General features: G+C 46.3%; 15 protein-coding genes. 11 read left to right on the forward strand and 4 right to left on the reverse strand.

The window, feature by feature from the left end:
• Positions 1 to 33 precede the first annotated feature (33 nt).
• From AC4E8D_RS14960 to AC4E8D_RS14970, 3 genes are all read left to right on the forward strand, one after another.
• On the forward strand, positions 34 to 2091 hold the full coding sequence (locus tag AC4E8D_RS14960) for a glycoside hydrolase family 65 (RefSeq protein ID WP_490206425.1): 2058 nt from the start codon (positions 34 to 36) through the stop codon (positions 2089 to 2091).
• Between the two features lie 67 nt (positions 2092 to 2158).
• Positions 2159 to 3304, forward strand: coding sequence for a glycoside hydrolase family 88/105 protein (locus tag AC4E8D_RS14965; protein WP_339308400.1), 1146 nt, complete (start codon positions 2159 to 2161; stop codon positions 3302 to 3304).
• Positions 3301 to 5838, forward strand: coding sequence for a glycosyl hydrolase family 95 catalytic domain-containing protein (locus AC4E8D_RS14970; protein WP_449004557.1), 2538 nt, complete (start codon positions 3301 to 3303; stop codon positions 5836 to 5838). The genes AC4E8D_RS14965 and AC4E8D_RS14970 overlap by 4 nt, the downstream gene beginning before the upstream one ends.
• Before the next feature lie 121 nt (positions 5839 to 5959).
• On the opposite strand, the gene AC4E8D_RS14975 is transcribed toward AC4E8D_RS14970, so the two are convergent.
• The gene (locus AC4E8D_RS14975; RefSeq protein WP_221819403.1) at positions 5960 to 6745 is read right to left on the reverse strand and encodes a DUF817 domain-containing protein; all 786 of its coding nucleotides are present in this window, start codon (positions 6743 to 6745) and stop codon (positions 5960 to 5962) included.
• A gap of 267 nt (positions 6746 to 7012) precedes the next feature.
• Here AC4E8D_RS14975 and AC4E8D_RS14980 point away from each other — a divergent pair, with 267 nt between their 5' ends.
• The gene (locus tag AC4E8D_RS14980) at positions 7013 to 7357 is read left to right on the forward strand and encodes a YojF family protein (protein ID WP_017688572.1); all 345 of its coding nucleotides are present in this window, start codon (positions 7013 to 7015) and stop codon (positions 7355 to 7357) included.
• A gap of 23 nt (positions 7358 to 7380) precedes the next feature.
• Entirely contained in the window at positions 7381 to 8055 is a 675-nt protein-coding gene (gene bshB2 / locus AC4E8D_RS14985) for a bacillithiol biosynthesis deacetylase BshB2 (RefSeq protein WP_339308403.1), read from the forward strand.
• Positions 8056 to 8177: 122 nt separating this feature from the next.
• Here the strand turns inward: bshB2 and AC4E8D_RS14990 are convergent, their stop codons facing one another.
• Both AC4E8D_RS14990 and AC4E8D_RS14995 read right to left on the reverse strand, forming a co-directional pair.
• On the reverse strand, positions 8178 to 8888 hold the full coding sequence (locus AC4E8D_RS14990) for a hypothetical protein (RefSeq protein ID WP_490206426.1): 711 nt from the start codon (positions 8886 to 8888) through the stop codon (positions 8178 to 8180).
• 88 nt (positions 8889 to 8976) lie between these two features.
• Positions 8977 to 9858: an ABC transporter ATP-binding protein gene (locus AC4E8D_RS14995; protein ID WP_490206427.1), complete on the reverse strand. Its 882-nt coding sequence runs from the start codon at positions 9856 to 9858 to the stop codon at positions 8977 to 8979.
• Positions 9859 to 9997: 139 nt separating this feature from the next.
• Between AC4E8D_RS14995 and AC4E8D_RS15000 the strand changes: the two genes are divergently transcribed.
• From AC4E8D_RS15000 to AC4E8D_RS15025, 6 genes are all read left to right on the forward strand, one after another.
• Entirely contained in the window at positions 9998 to 10594 is a 597-nt protein-coding gene (locus AC4E8D_RS15000) for a TetR/AcrR family transcriptional regulator (RefSeq protein ID WP_490206428.1), read from the forward strand.
• 331 nt (positions 10595 to 10925) lie between these two features.
• A complete protein-coding gene (locus AC4E8D_RS15005; RefSeq protein WP_490206429.1) occupies positions 10926 to 12314 on the forward strand; it encodes a right-handed parallel beta-helix repeat-containing protein in 1389 nt (462 codons plus the stop codon).
• Positions 12311 to 12892, forward strand: a complete 582-nt coding sequence (locus AC4E8D_RS15010) for a nitrous oxide reductase accessory protein NosL (protein ID WP_339184979.1) — start codon at positions 12311 to 12313, stop codon at positions 12890 to 12892. The genes AC4E8D_RS15005 and AC4E8D_RS15010 overlap by 4 nt, the downstream gene beginning before the upstream one ends.
• Positions 12893 to 12920: 28 nt before the next feature.
• On the forward strand, positions 12921 to 13742 hold the full coding sequence (locus AC4E8D_RS15015; RefSeq protein WP_339185400.1) for an ABC transporter permease: 822 nt from the start codon (positions 12921 to 12923) through the stop codon (positions 13740 to 13742).
• Positions 13735 to 14448, forward strand: a complete 714-nt coding sequence (gene ccmA / locus AC4E8D_RS15020) for a heme ABC exporter ATP-binding protein CcmA (RefSeq protein WP_339184981.1) — start codon at positions 13735 to 13737, stop codon at positions 14446 to 14448. The genes AC4E8D_RS15015 and ccmA overlap by 8 nt, the downstream gene beginning before the upstream one ends.
• A 53-nt stretch (positions 14449 to 14501) precedes the next feature.
• On the forward strand, positions 14502 to 15002 hold the full coding sequence (locus AC4E8D_RS15025; protein WP_490206430.1) for a TlpA family protein disulfide reductase: 501 nt from the start codon (positions 14502 to 14504) through the stop codon (positions 15000 to 15002).
• A gap of 176 nt (positions 15003 to 15178) precedes the next feature.
• On the opposite strand, the gene metE is transcribed toward AC4E8D_RS15025, so the two are convergent.
• Positions 15179 to 17473, reverse strand: a complete 2295-nt coding sequence (gene metE / locus AC4E8D_RS15030) for a 5-methyltetrahydropteroyltriglutamate--homocysteine S-methyltransferase (protein WP_339308412.1) — start codon at positions 17471 to 17473, stop codon at positions 15179 to 15181.
• Positions 17474 to 17559 lie beyond the last annotated feature (86 nt).

Raw genomic sequence — 17559 nt, forward strand, 5'->3', positions numbered from 1 at the left:
ACCCCATAGAATGATAAGGAGGCAGACCCATTGATGGATCGACAATCAGTCGTCACCAGGAATCATCCGGTATTAACGCAGCTTGAGCCCAGATCGCCTTTATCTGTAGGTAATGGAGAATTTGCATTCAGTGCTGATTTTACGGGACTACAGACATATCCAGATCTGTATGAAATACCTCTTGGTACACAATCCAACTGGGGTTGGCATTATACGGGCGGTCATCATGTATTCGGAGATGAGGATATTGTCTATCAGGCATTTGAGACATATGGCCGCAAAGTGCCATACCCCATGAAGCCCGAAGACAAGGAAGAAGCCTATCACTGGCTTAGGCAGAACCCGCATCGACTTCAGCTTGGACGCATTTCATTTCGTTTGCTAGGAGAAGATGGTCAGGAGACGGACGTCACCCATGTCGTCCCGGTACGTCAGGAATTGATTCTATGGACCGGAATTCTGCACAGTGAATTTACCGTGCAGGGGGAAGAAGTGCGAGTAGAGACAGCCTGTGACCCACGGCTCGATTGTATAGCCATTCGTGTACAATCCGAATTAATCCGTAAGCAGCGTCTGCAACTGTTTGTTGTATTTCCATCGCCTGATATGACAGACCGGAGCTGGTCAAAATCAGTATTCCCCGACTGGAAGCAACATGACAGACATTCTACTGTGCTGACATCGGTCACTTCGACTTCCGCATCATTGAAACGTGTGCTGGATGAAGATGAGTATGCATTGGAATGGATCTGGGACGCAGGCCAACTGGAACAGACAGGAAATCATGAATTCACACTATCTCCCAAGGCCGTACCAGACTCGGACATCTGGTCGTGCAGTGTATCTTTTGCTGCACATAAGCCGGAAACCTTGCCAGCAGATACAGTGTTGCGATCAAGCTCGGTCCACTGGAATCAGTTCTGGAATGATGGCGGAGTAATTGATTTTGAAGGCAGTACGGATCCGCGTGCCGCTGAACTGGAGCGCAGAGTGGTCCTATCCCAGTTCCTGAGTGCGGTGCACAGTGGTGGGTCCATGCCACCGCAAGAGACCGGATATATGTATAACAGCTGGTTCGGCAAAATGCATCTGGAGATGCATTGGTGGCATGCAGCGCATTTTCCGCTCTGGAATCGGACCGATCTGTTGTGCAAGAGTATGGACTGGTACCTGACCATCCTGCCAGAAGCCCGAGAACTGGCAAGCTCTCAAGGTTATGTCGGCGCGCGATGGCCCAAAATGGTGGGTTATAACGGGCGTCAGACTCCGTCGCCGGTAGCTCCGGGATTGATCTGGCAGCAACCACATCCCATGGCACTAGCTGAGATGTGTTATCTGTCCCGGCCTGACCCTGCCATGTTAACAAGGTATAAGGATATCGTATTTGAAGCGGCTGAATTTATGGTTTCCTATGCCCATTGGGATGGGAAAAGGCAAGTGTATCTGCTAGGTCCGCCGCTTATCCCTGCGCAGGAGAATCACGCCATGAGCGATAGTTTGAATCCGCCCTATGAACTGGAGTACTGGAAATTCGGTTTGGAGATAGCCATCCTGTGGGCAGAGCGTTTGAATCATCCAGCCAATCCAGACTGGCGAAGAGTGGCTTCACACATGGCTAAACCTCGACATGAGAAAGGAGTTTATCTCGCACACGAGAATTGTCCGGACACTTACACCGTTAAAAACCATGATCATCCCTCGATGGTTGGAGCACTTGGACTATTGCCAGGTTCATTAATAGATCCGGAGATCATGAGAAATACGTTGCTCAAGGTCAAGGAATGCTGGGACTGGGAAACCGCCTGGGGTTGGGATTTTCCGATGTGCGCGATGACCGCAGCCAGATTGAATGAACCAGAGCTTGCAGTGGATTTCCTGATGATGGATGCCACGAAGAACACGTATTTGCCTAATGGACACAACTATCAGAGAGCAGGGTTGTGGGCATATCTTCCCGGGAACGGTGGTCTCCTAACCGCTGTCGCCATGATGGCCGCCGGCTGGACAGGGGCAGGAGAACAAGCGAATCCGGGATTTCCACGGGATGGAAGCTGGACTGTGAAGTGGGAAGGTCTTCATCCTTTGATGTAATCGTCAGAACGTTAAACCCCGAATGAACGGTACAGATGACATAATCCATCAGAAGGAGGATTTCGATATGGTTGGAACTTCGACAAAGGCAGTGACACAGGAACGCAGAATGTCTGTCAAAATAGCAGATACCTTGCTTTCCGAATGCCAGAATGGCAATCATCCCAAGATTGCAGGCAAATGGGGCTACGTTGGCGGGATGACGCTGATGGCACTGGAACGCGCCGCCGAATGGAATCAAGAAACCCGCTACGCGGAACTTGTCCAGCGTCACATGGATGACCTCATCGAGAATGACGGTACCATTCGGACCTACCAGTTGAATGATTACAATCTGGACATGATCAATGAAGGCAAAAATCTGTTCAGCCAGTGGAAGAACTCAGGCAATGACAAATATGTTAAGGCGATTCAGCACCTGGTTGACCAGCTTAAAGGACAGCCACGGACAAGTGAAGGTGGATTCTGGCATAAAAAAATATATCCGTTTCAGATGTGGCTGGATGGTATTTATATGTCTTCACCCTTTCTGGCGGAATATGCGAGCACCTTCGATCATCCCGAGAGCTTCGATGAAGTGGCACGACAGATTTTGTTGATCGAGCGAAAGACCCGTAATCCGCGTAATGGCTTACTCCACCATGCCTGGGATGAGAGCAGGGAACAACGCTGGTGCGCTCAAGATACTGGTCGATCCGTTCATGTTTGGGGCCGGGCCATGGGATGGTATGCAATGGCCGTTGTGGATGCACTGGAGCACTTTCCCGTGGATCACCCACAGCGCGGACAGATTATGGGCATATTTGAACGAATGGCATACGCGATTGCTCATGTTCAGGATCATGATAGTGGACTCTGGTACCAAGTGATGGATCAGAACGGAAGAGCGGGCAATTATCTGGAAGCCTCTGCTTCCTGTATGCTGACCTATGCACTCGCAAAAGGCATCCGGTTACATTATCTGGCTGAACTGGACCGTGAAGTCGTTGATCATGCCTATGCAGGAATATTGAAGCGGTTAGTCACTGAAGATGAAAAAGGGGTGCACTTGCACCACATCTGTCACGGTGCCGGACTCGGTGGGAAGAAGTATCGAGACGGTTCTTATGAATATTACATCAGTGAACAGGTCGTTAGCGATGTGCAAATGGGCGTAGCCCCGTTCTTGCTAGCCAGTATTGAGATGGAGAGACTTGGGGCGGAAGAAGCGTGAACCAACACAAGGACCAGACAGACACTACAGGCATACGGCCGGACAGGAACAAGTTGTTGATGAAATATCCCTCTTCTTGGTGGCAAGGGATGTGGCGAGAAGCGCTACCTTCTGGAAACGGTAAACTTGGTGCTTCAGTGCAAGGCGGAATTCAGGCGGAAACTGTGCTCTTGCAGCACAGTGAATTATGGCATTGGGGGCGCAAAGATGAGCTGCCCGATGTCAGTCATACCTTATCAGAAACCCGTAAGTTAATGGATGAGGAACGATATTTAGAAGCAAGCTGGCATCTGACCCGTACACTGCAAGCAGAAGGTTACGCGTCCAGGCTGTCCTCCCGATATCCACTGGCTACCATGACGGTGGGCATGACGTGTAATAACGCTTTTCGCAAATATCGGCGGGAACTGGATATGGACACAGGGGAAGTTCTGGTGTGCTGGCAGGACGGAAGTCACAACTATACAAGAAGTCTGTTCGTCTCGCGTGCAGACGATTGTATTGTCTATGAGATCCGGACTCATAGAGGGAATGATGGAGCAAGTGCGCAGGGAACAGGTTCGGCTGAGCATTCATTGCTGTCGGGGACGATAGGTCTGCAATTCCCGCAGGGCGACCGGGTAAGAGAAGACGATGAGTTCAACGTACTAAAGTCGTCTATAACGATAAGAATCGATCGGGATCATAGTGGAGACTACCTGTGCTATGGCGGGCAAAATGACGATGGACAGGACTACGGAGCGGTGCTGCGACTGATCCAATTGAACGAAATCCCTGGTGCGAGTCATGATCAACAAAAGGAAAGCGAAACTAACGAAGACATGCTTAGCAGGCAACTTCATTTCCATACCTCTGGAAAAGTGCTTGTGCTTGTTAAAATGTTTGCTACGGGCAGACGAGCGCAGGAATGGACACGGTTGAAGCAGGAACTCGCATCGCTTGAGAGCGACTACAATACGTTGCTGGATCGGCATATCTCACTGCATCAACCGTTGATTCGGTCCGCTGAGCTAGATCTGGATGATAAAACGGATGACGGGCGCTGTAATGAAGACTTGCTTCTGGAATCCTATGAAGGTGAAGCACCTAAAGGGTTCGTGCGCAAAATGTGGGCCTATGGTCGATATCTATTTATCAGTGGAACCTCTGAACATAGCGGATTGCCATTTGGATTATACGGCTTGTGGGGTGGAGATTATCGCTTGATCTGGGGCCACAATATGGCGAATGAGAATGTACAAATGATGTATTGGCACACTGACGTAGGTGGTTTATCCAATCTGAATCGTTCGTTGTTCCGCTATTACAACGGATTAATAGATGATTTTCGGGACAATGCTCGTAAGTTATACGGCTGCCGAGGGATTTACATTCCCGCTGGAACAACACCGGGTATCGGCGTGCCTAACCAGATTGTTCCAGTAATCATGAATTGGACGGGAGCAGCAGGATGGATCGCCAGACATTATTATGCACATTATCAGTTCACTGGGAATAAGCAGTTTCTGCTGGAGGAAGCCTTGCCCTTCATGAAGGAGGCTCTTCAGTTCTATGAAGATTTTCTGGTGCTGGGTGAAGACGGAAAATACAAGATATACCCGTCTGTTTCGCCAGAGAATACACCTGAGAATTTTATGCCTAAGCATGGACAGCCACTGGCGCATCCTATGCCTACAGCCATTAATGCCACCATGGACATTGCTATTATTAAAGAACTGCTACAGCATGTCATTGCAGCCAGTCGACTAACTGGAGTGCATACGACTAAGATTCCGTGCTGGGAAGCCATGCTGGAGCATATGCCCGACTATCTAATTGATACGGAGGGAGCTGTGAAAGAATGGCTGCATCCTGCGTTTGAAGATCGACGTGATCATCGTCATCTTTCACACCTGTATCCTGTTTTTCCAGGACAGGAGCTCACCCATGAAGAACAGCCAGAACTGTTCCAAGCGTTCGAGACAGCAGTTGATCAGCGAAGGCTTGGTGCTCAGAGTGGTTGGTCCCTTGCACATATGTCATCCATATATGCTCGACTTGGCAATGGTGAGCGGGCGCTGGAAAGTCTCGATATTCTTGCGCGCTCCTGTGTTCTGAGTAATGGGTATACCTTGCATAATGACTGGCGCAATATGGGAATATGTATGTCCATGCCCGCAGCTCCGATTCAGCTGGATGCCAATATGGGCTGGGTTAATGCAGTACAGGAAATGCTGCTCTATGTGTCAGAACATCGCATCAAGCTGCTGCCGGCATTGCCAGAACGGTGGGTACGAGGTTCCATTCATGACTGGTGCATACCAGGAGGTAGAATGTCCTGTACATGGAATCGGAGCACGGGCTTCTTCCGGGCAGAACTTGTCGCGGACCGGCGGATCCATACGAAACTTCATATTCCTGAATGGGTGAAAGGAAGCGAGATGCTCAGCAGAAGTGCCTGTCTATGTGAACTGGATGAGAATGGCATCTATGAGCTTGAAATTGAAGCTGGAGGGAAACTGGTGCTGAAGCAGACAACAGTATTTGATGCTTAAGACGTATACAGAATTACCATTTAGGTGAGAAATGCATTAATACAGCAAAAAAACAGCGGCATTCGAAGACTTTAGGTACGAGTCTAAGATTGCTGCTGTTTTACGGTTAGAGAATGAATAATTAACTGGACTTTGAATCACCTGCGGTTCGATTGGCCTTTACATATTTGAGCTGCGCAACGATGATAACGCTGATGATGACCAGCAGGAACCACGAACTGATCTTACTAAAACTAACCAGTTGCCAGGCATCATGCTGATCAGGGTATTTCCAGGCATTGAAGAATGTAGCGATATTCTCAGCAGTCCAAATGAAGAAACCAACAATGATAAAAGCAAGCGATAAGGGCATTCGATAGGTCGTTGCTCGTACCCGGTAAATAATCCAGGTTTTCCAGAAGACAATGAATACAAGCGCCGTCAGCCACCAGCGAAAATCGGGCATAAAATGATGAGTGAAAAAGTTAATATAGATGGCTGCTCCGAGCAGCATCGAAGGTGCAAAACCAGGCCATCCGGTCATGTCCATTCGCAGTCTTCGCCACACCTGACACATAAAACTGGCTACACTTGCATACATGAATCCACTATAAAGAGGGACACCCAGGATTTTGGTGTATGCTGGCTCAGGGTAAGACCAAGATCCCATCCATACTTTATAAATCTCCAGCACCAGGCCAATAATGTGAAATACACAGATGACCTTGATTTCATCCCGGGTTTCCAAGCCGCTTCGATACATCAGGTACTGCACAGCAAGTAATACGAGCAGAATGGCATCATACCGATGAAGGAAAGGAATAGGAATTACACTGGACAGGGCCAGTGTTCCAAAGATCGCTACGGGAAATATGCAGCTCATGGCCTGATGATAGCCAAAATGAAGTAGTTGTATTAGAGATTTCAAGTCGAGTTAAACTCCTTTCCAAACATGTTGGAGCAAGATTCATTTAGAATTCAAGGTTCTTCATCACGGTCGTTTTTACCTACACTTCATAATATAGATATGATCCATGAATAAAAAGAGAAAAAACCACGCAAATCTGTTCTTGTTTTCAAACTGGAATCATCATGAGAGGGCTCTATGAGAGGTCGACAGGGTCACTCCATGTATATTCTCTTGTGGTTATGTTAAAATGAAATTCGTACAATTACATTAGACAAGGAGGCCGCTATGCAACCGATTAAACCTCAAGACATTCAGCTCCGGATCAATAATCTTGCTGATCAGGACTTATACGTACATCTAGAACTTACGTCAGGTGCTTACGCACAACACATGGACAGTACAAAACATCCAGCATCGGCATTCATTACCAATGCGGCCATACGATATACGCAGGGGTCCATTTCAGGTACAGGTCCATACCGTGTTGGTCTGAAAACAACGCAGGGATGGCTTTACGCCGAAGGACTTACACATATTGATGAGCAGGAACAAGAAAGACTGATTCTCGCCGGTCACGACAGCCAAGGTAAACTAGTTGTGGCGTTACAATTAAGCCGAGAGATGTTCTGATGAAAGCGGAGGATTGAATAACCATGAATACTACACACAACGAGCATGAGCGCATCTTGGTGGTATATCCACATCCAGATGATGAAGCTTTCTCTGTATCGGGAACGTTAGCCAAATACATAGATGGCGGTGCCCATGTAACCTATGCTTGTCTAACACTTGGCGAGATGGGGCGCAATATGGGGATTCCTCCATTTGCCAACCGAGTGACGTTGCCTGCCATCCGTAAAAAGGAACTCATCGAAGCTTCTGAAGCGATTGGTATTCAGGACCTGAGAATGCTGGGTTTCCACGATAAAATGCTGGAGTTCGAAGACCCACAGTTATTGGAAGATACCATTACGTCGCTACTTAAAGAGTTGAACCCCACGCTGGTCATTACGTTCTATCCAGGGTACAGTGTTCATCCCGATCATGATGCAACGGGAGCCGCTGTTATACGTACAATCGCTAAACTTCCTGTGGATGAACGTCCGATGGTTCACTGCGTTGCGTTCGCTAATAATCAGGAACAGTACATTGGCAAACCGGATGTATTCGTTGACGTATCCGAATTTTTGGATCGGAAAATGGCGTCGATTCGTGCCCACCGTTCACAATTCCAAGCAGCAGAGCTTGTAGGAAATCGTGAGCTGAATAACGAAGAAATCAAGAAACGTTTTGGCAGAGAAACATTTTGGACCTATCCATTTGAATAAATGATTCAACGGAAGTCGCACACGTTCAAACGGGACGAAGCAGAGGTTTATCCATGCTTCGTCCCGTTTACGTTAATCCATCATTGCTGCCCTTTGCGGGAGTAGATCAAACTATACCCGGATTATATAGGCAAATCTTTTCTATCAAAAATAATAATTCCTGCAGCATACAGAAGTGCTGCAAGTCCTGCGAACACAGCCATTCCCACATACGCGTAGCTGTCACCTGCGAACAATCGCACCGGATCGAACAAGGAATATAATGACATATTGCTAATCCAGCTTAACGTTTCTCCTGAATCGCCCAGCATTTGCAGTAGTACAAACGCTACAGGAACACCGGCCCCGAATCCAAGGCTATACTTGCTTTCATTTGCCAAACAAGATGCGAAAAAACAGATGCCATTGATGGCGTAATACATCAGAAGGGCGTAAAGATTAAGCCAAATGAAATTGTTAATATCCATAAGCCCCGGAAACATGATAGATGATACAACAAGAGTTAGTACCGTAATCCAGCAAAAGATCGCTGTTATTGAAATCAGACTGTAAACCGCTTGGGTAACAGCAATACGTTTTCTTGAGTTGGACGTTGAAAGCAGATAGGACATACTTCCTTTATCAACATGAGCGGCCATTATTCGGTGGTTCGTAATGATGGAAACAATCATGGGGAACAAATAGAGAAGAAGACTGTAAAGTGTTCCGGAAAGAAAGGTGAGCAAAGTGGTTCCAACGTTCATTCCCATAGCATTGATGAGCTCAGGAGGAAGCATGTTCAACATTTCTTTTAGTGCATCGACACTATCAGGATCGAACATACCTATCAGCATAATGGAGTAAAAAGAATAAATGGCTACAATAAGAAACCAAATGAACCGATTGGCCCGCATGTTTGCTTTAAATAATGCCTAAGACATATTAAATTTGCTCCTTCCCATAAAAGTCCATGAAAATTTGCTCAAGCGTTTGGGGAGGACACTCCATATCAATAACCTTACATTGGGAGAGTACCCTGAGCACTTGGTCATATCCATCCGTAATCTTAATCTCCACACGTAAGGGACCCAATTCAGTATAAAGGAGGCCGTTATTTTGAAGGACCTTCATATCCTCCGCATGCGCCAGAGCGACTACAACGCTCTTCGGCAGTGTCGTTTTTAGCGAGTTTATGTTCTCCACGGTTACGATTGACCCTTCTCGTATGATGCCCACACGTTCACAAGTGTGATCGACTTCATCAAAGAGATGGGAAGACATGAGTATCGTTTTGCCCCGGTTTTTTTCTTCAATAATCAATTCGACAAATCTTCTCTGCATCAGCGGATCCAACCCGCTTGTAGGTTCATCAAGGATAAGCACCGCAGGGTCGTGCATAAAAGCGGCGATCAACCCTACTTTTTGTTTCATCCCCTTGGACATTTTGCGGATCTTCTGACCCGAATCCAACTCGAATCGGTTGATTAATTGATCGCGGAGCGATTTGCCCTTACGCCCTCTTAAATCATCAATAAATTCCAGAAAATGCATGCCTGTCATGTTATCGTAAAATGCGATCTCACCAGGCACATAACCCAAATTCTTCTGTATTTGTGCTGCTTCCTTTCTGCAGTCTAAGCCGTTGATACTAGACATCCCGCTGGAGGGATTCACAAATCCCATCAGATGACGTAGAGTAGTTGTTTTTCCGGCTCCATTGGGCCCAAGAAATCCAAAGACCTCTCCTTCTTCAACGTCAAAACTCACATCCCTAATTCCCTTACCGTTTGAATAGATCTTGGTTAAAGAGTGGACCTTGATCATTGACCTCAACCTCCACGGATAATTATGTAACAATATTCTTTTCAGTTACATAATATTACTAGCTTGAATAGATGTCAATAAAAATATAACATAGAGATATCTTGTTACATAATTCGCGGAGGATAGGACGGTAGATTCCATGAATGGCTTCGAAAAACGCAGAGAACAGAAAAAAAAGCAAATCCTGCAATCACTAATCGATATGATCATGACTCGAAATTTTAAAGAAATCGGTGTAAGGGAGATCGCGCAACATGCTGGTGTTTCTCCTGCATCCATATATAACTTTTTTGGAAGCAAAGAAGAATTGGCTAAGGAGATTTTTTACCATCAAATTGAGGAATCGGGAAAGGAATTCAGCCTTGTAATGAACTCCGATATTCCTTTTGAAGATAAGATGAGTAAAATGTATGAGGTATCCGTAAACAATCAAGAGACGTTGAATAGTGAGGGCATTAAGAATTTTATGTTCGAAGATCCAGCATTCAAAGAGCATGTTGAGGATTATGCCAGAAACGTTGTCATCCCTGAGCTTATGAAGCTGATCGAACAAGGCAAAGCCGAGGGAAAAATAAAAGGAGGCGTATCGGCAGAAGCCATCATGATTTTTATGAATGGGATCATGACCATGTTGAGCGAACCATCTTTTGCAGAAAAACTTAATGTAAATGTGCGAAAAGACTTGGGCAAGCTGTTTCTTTACGGAATTCTGGGTAAGAGGGAAGAAGGAAATTAATGATTAAAATACACTCTCAATCAGGAAGTCGCCAATATGGCGGCTTTTTTTGATTTACATCACAATATCGACACAAAAATGTAGCGTCTATAGCCTAATTGAGCTATATGGAATAAATATCATTTTAAGTACACTGTGATCAGGATTGTGATAACGCTTCATTTATTACGTTGCTTCAATGAATGAGAGACATGAAATGTTGGATTTTAAGTGGAATGGAGGGATGGTGTGTACAACCAACGTATACATGGGATTAACGTAAGACTCGTTGAATGCATTGCCACAGCAATAAGTAACTGTAACAAGAAGCCAGAATTGCGCGTGAAGATTCATGGGTAATCCTCGGGAAGGATTGGGTGCATTCGACAGTTGTAAGAAGAGTCGGGTTACGGGTGTAATTTTTCTAATCGGAATGATGATGCTCCTACTATCTCTTCCGCAAGGTGCAATCATGGCCTCCTCCGGACATCGTGAGCTCATTCCCCTTCAGCCTATGATTGACCGTTCTACACCTGGAGAAGTCATTAAACTTGCATCAGGTCGTTATTCTGGACCGGTGACGATTGACAAAAACATCACCATTCAGGGTGATCCTACGGTCGTAGTTGTTAATGCGGAAGCCACCTCTACGATAATGATTCGCTCGGATGGGGTGAAATTGAGCGGTTTTACAATTGAACATGATACGAATGAACAGACTGCAGCGATTCAGGTTGAAGGGAAAAACAGTGAAATTACGGATATGCATATTCAGACCCAAGGGTATGGGATGATCATCCGGAATTCGAGTCATGCAACGATTCAACGGAACAACATTACTTGGTTGGGGGCTGATTCTGCTTCCAGTGGCCAGAAGGACAATGGCATTGATCTGTACAACTCCCATGATAGCTACATTGAGGCCAATGAGATCACTGGCATGAGGGATGGAATCTATCTGGAGAACAGTCGAAAGTCTACCGTGCAAAATAACAGGCTGTTACATACAAGGTATGGCATCCACTGTATGTACATTGACGGCTCTTCTGTCATGGACAATACCGGAGAGGAGAATATGACAGGTGCCATGATTATGGGTGTCAAGAATACGGTCATATCGGGGAATTCCTTTCGCAAACAAAGTACCAATGTTCACTCCCAAGGGATTCTGTTGTATGACGTACATCAATCTTCTGTTCACAACAATGTAGTGGAGGGTAATCGTGTCGGCATGAATATTGCAGAATCCTCAGGCAATGAGATCCGTGGCAATGCGGTGCTTCGGAATTTTGTTGGAATCCAGCTGGTCCTGGCAGAAGGTAATGAGTTTACACGTAATCGATTGGTATCCAATGTCATTGAGGCTTCCGCGCTGGATAGCCCGAATAATGTCCTGATGGAGAACTACTGGGACTCTTTTCAGGGGCTCGATCTGAATCAGGATGGAATCAGTGAAATTCCCTATGCCATCAATCCTTTTTATGAGCAACTGGTCAGTCGAAATTCTGCGTATCAGCTCTTTTTCCAATCACCGGGTATGGTCTTTCTGAGTGACTTGTTTACAGAAGGCAGAGAACAATGGACTACCGACAAATCGCCACGAATGAGCATGGATACGAAATCTGATCTGAACATGTCAGTGGAAAGTGCTACAGGTTCCAAGATGGTGTGGATGTTCGGGTTAGTTCTGTTGGGTATGGCAACTTTTATAATCATCTATATGGGGGTATTACGAAAATGAACAAAGGCTTGAATAGAAGATGGACATTGGTCATGGTACTTATGTTTGGCATGGTATTGTTAACCGCTTGCGGAACAAAATACGCGGCATTGCCGATCAATGAGGACGTGGATATCTGTGCGATCTGTAAAATGCAGGTGAAGGACGACGCATATGCAACACAGCTCACTACGAAAGACGGCCAAAATTACAAGTTCGATGATATCGGTTGCATGAACCAGTGGAAAACAGAAAATGGCACCGATAACATCGGCATGGACTATGTACGTGATTATAATGATAAGGAATGGATTGAATACAGCAAAGCCACGTATGTATACGACGCTTCATTACGCACGCCTATGGCCTATGGCATTCTTAACTTTAAGGACAAGCCCTCGGCTGAAGCTTTCATTGCAGAGCAAGGTGTGGGAACCATTATGACCGCTGAGGATCTTGCTTCTCATGACTGGAAGCAGAACACGGAGAATATGGACATGATGGGTGAACATGGGCATGGTAAGCACGGACATGATGATGAAGGAGACAGTAATGAGATGCACCAGGAAGGTGAGAAGAAAGAAGAGTCAGGCCACTAGGAATGACAATAGAAAATGGTGATCAATGATGTCAGATATGATACAGATTGCAAGACGAGAAGTGAAAATGGGATTTCGCAATCCTTGGGCGTATTCGTTTCTGATCCTTTTTTGTACCTTTAGTTTAAGCTTGTTACTTCTGAATTCACAGAATCTGGTTGAAGGATATTCGGGAACCACAGGTTCCATGTTGAATCTCATTCTCTACCTTTTGCCATTAATGACGCTATTCCTCGGTTCCTTCTCACTAACATCCGAAAAGGAAGACGGTAGCTGGCAACTGCTATCCACGTATCCCATCGGCACGATGTCTTTTATTGTGGGCAAGTATCTCGGGCTCTCGATTGTTTTAATCACCATTGTTGCGTTTGGATACGGCCTGATGGGGGTCATTAGCGGAGTAATCGGGAATCCAATGGATGTCATGACATATCTTCTCTTTCTGGCATTTTCCTGTGGACTGGTGTTGTTATTCCTGACACTGGCTCTCTTTATCGGTTCGTTGTCGCGTAATCGGTGGCAGTCGTTGACGATCTCCGTGACCGTATGGTTTTTCGCAGTCATTGGGTGGCCGACCTTATTGCTCTCTGTGCTGGGACTGATGCCTTATCTGTGGGTGAAACCGCTGCTGGTTATGCTAACGCTCATCAATCCGGCCGAGCTGGTGCGCTTGTATGTCGTGATCAAACTTGGGGGCGGCTCTATTCTGGGACCAGAATATTATCGATGGGTGGAGTGGGTGCAGCAACCCAGTGGCAGTTGGATCTTCATCGGGATATGCCTGTTCTGGATTGCCTTCTCTGTCGTAGCGGTATATGCAATCTGGGAGAGGGGGCGTTCTCATGGATAAAGTGGGACTCGAAGTGATGGAATTGTGTAAATCCATTAAAAAGCAACAAATTGTTCAGGATATCTCCTTTCGCATAACTTCAGGCCAAGTTCTTGCCCTCTGTGGAGGGAATGGCGCAGGGAAGAGCACAGTGCTGCGTATGATCGCCGGAATTCTTCGGCCTACCTCCGGTGAGGTTGTGGTGAACAATGTGCGATGGTTGAAGGAGCGCAACCGTTATTCACAGCAGATCGGATATATGCCGGACGATTATCAATTTAATCAGGGACTGACCGCAGAGGAAGTACTTCTGTTCTGGGCTTCTCTAAGGAAAGTTCCCAAGGAGAGAGTGCAGGAAGTACTGACCATGGTAGGGTTGGCGGATCAAAAGAACAAACGGGTTACGACCTTCTCCAAAGGCATGCGCCAGCGTGTGTTATTCGCTCAAGCTGTGCTGTCCAAACCTCCACTGCTCATCATGGATGAGCCAACAAATGGATTGGACCCATTCTGGATGCAGGAATTAACTCAGCTGCTCAAGGGAATCAAACAGGATGGTCACATGGTCGTGTTCTCGACCCATCAGTTGGAGATTGCAGACGACATTGCGGATCAGGTGATATTCATGAACCATGGACGTAATGTTGGAGAGGGCTCGACTCACGACTTTTGTGATCAATTCGGTTCGCTCCATGCAGCATTTCATCAAAGTCTTGGTTTAAAGTGAAGGTGAGTTTATTGCAGAAAAAGAGTTTTAAAAGCAGACGTACACTTACAATTTTGATTGGTGTAGTTGCATTGCTCGCAGGTACATGGGCCATTTTCGAAAATGTATCGACACCCGAATCTCAGCGAGGCAACGCTATTGAAGCAGGTGCAAAAGCCCCTGAGTTCACAGCGGTTAATTCAGCAGGGGAACAAGTCAGCCTGTCCGATTATCAGGGCAAAGCCGTCATGATTAACTTCTGGGCTTCATGGTGCACACCTTGCGTAAGGGAGATGCCGCTCGTTCACCAGATTGCTCAGGACTATCAGAACGATGTGGAAACCCTGTTTGTTAACGTGGGGGAATCGAAGGGCACGATCCGTGAGTTTATGGATAAGCAGGCGTTTGATTTTCCAGTGATTATTGATGTGACGGGCAACATATCAGGTATGTATCGTATTACAGGTTTGCCCGCAACGATGGTTATTGATGGGGATGGGGAGTTCCGTCACATACTGCTCGGTGAACTGACCGAAGATATGCCGTTGCAGCAATGGCTGGAAGAGAGTATCTAGTCGTAAGCTTTGGATGGTGGTGAGAAAAGGGCAGGAACGCCAGAGATCGCCATGTTACAAGTGAAATGAATGTACGTTAAAAGTAACTACAAAAAGTAACCATATAAAAAGCCGGACACCCATTTAACGAAGGGGTGTCCGGCTTTACTTTTGAAGCTATGCTGCTTCGCAGCTGATTACAATACAGCAGCTGAAGCGTGATTGGTGCGAGCGATTCTGGTTGCGTCAACCATGTTACGCAGGGAAGCTACCGTTTCTTCCTGTCCACGGGTTTTTAATCCGCAGTCCGGGTTAATCCAGAACAACTTCGGATCAAGAACACGCAGGGCACGTTCAATCATGCTGCTCATTTCATCTACGCTCGGAACACGTGGACTATGGATGTCATATACGCCAAGACCGATACCGAGCTCATACGTATTTTCTTCAAAACTATGAATCAGTTCACCGTGACTACGGGATGTCTCAATGGAGATAACATCTGCATCCATAGCTTCAATGGAATCAATCATGTCATGGAATTCGCAATAGCACATATGCGTATGAATTTGAGTCGTTTCATGCACTGTGCACGTAGAGATACGGAACGCTTTGACAGCCCAAGCCAGGTAATCGGCTTGTTCATTTTCTTTCAGCGGAAGTCCTTCACGAACAGCCGGCTCGTCAACCTGGATCATACCAATGCCTGCCTGTTCAAGTGCTTCGACTTCCTGTCTCAACGCATACGCTAATTGATAGGCAATCTGCTCACGAGCAATGTCTTCGCGTACGAATGACCAGTTCATGATGGTAATCGGGCCAGTCAGCATGCCTTTGACAGGACGCTCAGTCTGCGATTGGGCATATTTCGTTTCTTCCACCGTCATTTCACCCGTAAATGCAACATCGCCGAAGATAATAGGTGGCTTCACGCAACGTGAACCATATGATTGTACCCAGCCGAACTGTGTAAAGGCAAAACCGGCCAGTTTCTCGCCAAAGAATTCAACCATGTCGGTACGCTCAAACTCACCATGCACCAGTACGTCAATTCCGATCTCTTCCTGAATCTTAATCCAGATATCAATCTGCTCCCGGATGAAGGCAGCATACTGTTCGTTGTTCAACTCACCCTTGCGCCACAACTGACGTGCTTTTCTGACTTCAGCAGATTGTGGGAAACTACCAATCGTTGTTGTCGGGAAGAGTGGCAATTGCCATTTGGCCTGTTGGGCTTCATGACGTTCTGCAAAAGGACGCGAGCGTTCTGGCTGTTGAACACTGATGGAAGCAACGGCTTTCTGTACAGCGGTACGGTTCCGATCTTCGGATTGCTGAAGCGCCAGAAGAGGAAGCTCTGCTTCGTTAATTTTAGCGGTAATCTCTGCACTTGGTGAAGATAAGGCTGTAGTCAAAAGAACAATCTCATCCAGCTTTTCATCTGCAAATGCGAGTGCATTCTTCAGTTCAGATGTAAGTTTTGCCTCGCGGTCTGTGGTTACTGGCACATGCAGCAGGCTGCAAGATGATTGCACGATGATACGTTCAGGTGTCACGAACTCAGTCAATTCATTCAGCAAATTCAGTTTTGCTTGAAGGGAAGCTTTCCAGATCCCACGTCCATCAATAATACCTGCTCCGAGCACTTTGTCTGCCGGGAAACCGGATGTCCGAATAGATTGTGTGTTACCAGAGAGCCCGTGTACAAAATCAAGTCCTACACCTTGAACTGGCAGTGCAACAATCTCGTTGTAGTTTTCTACAGATTCAAAGTACGTTTGCAGCATGATATTCAGGCCTGGAACGGCTGCGGCAAATGTTTTATATATTTTATTCAGACGCTGTACGTCTTCATCGCTTAATTTGGTTACCAGGATAGGTTCGTCGATCTGCACCCACTGAACGCCTTCGCTTGCAAGTTCTTGAAGCAATTGAGTGTAAAGTGGCAGCAAGCGGTCCAACCAAGCGTCTGTCTCGGATTTATCATAACCTTTGGAGAGCTTCAGGAAGGTTAACGGTCCAACAATAACCGGTTTGCCTTCAATGCCGAGTTTTTCTTTTGCTTCACGATAAGCGAGAAGTGGTTTGTTTTCCGTCAGAGTTGGGGAAGCCCCGTCCAGCTCAGGTACTATGTAGTGATAGTTAGTGTTAAACCATTTTGTCATTTCACTTGCTGCGGCATCTTTTGTTCCCCGAGCGATGCCATAATATACGGACAACGGAACAGAGCCACCATCATAAGCAAAACGTTTAGGAATAATGCCAAACATCACGGCCGTATCCAGGATATGATCATAATAGCTAAAGTCATTAACTGGAATAATGTCGATGCCTTTCGCTTGTTGTTTGCGCAAATGTTCGATACGGATCTCCTGCAAACGTGCGTGAAACTCTGTTTCCTCCAGCTTACCTGCCCAGAACGCTTCCAACGCTTTCTTCCATTCCCGATCAGCACCAATACGCGGATATCCCAATACACTACTTTTTGTCATTGTTTAAAACCCCTCTGCTTTTATGTTACACAAAATTTATCACAGATCCGGAGTTATAATGTAATTCCATTAAATTATACCTAGTT

It is taken from the genome of Paenibacillus sp. SRL342 (assembly GCF_984798905.1).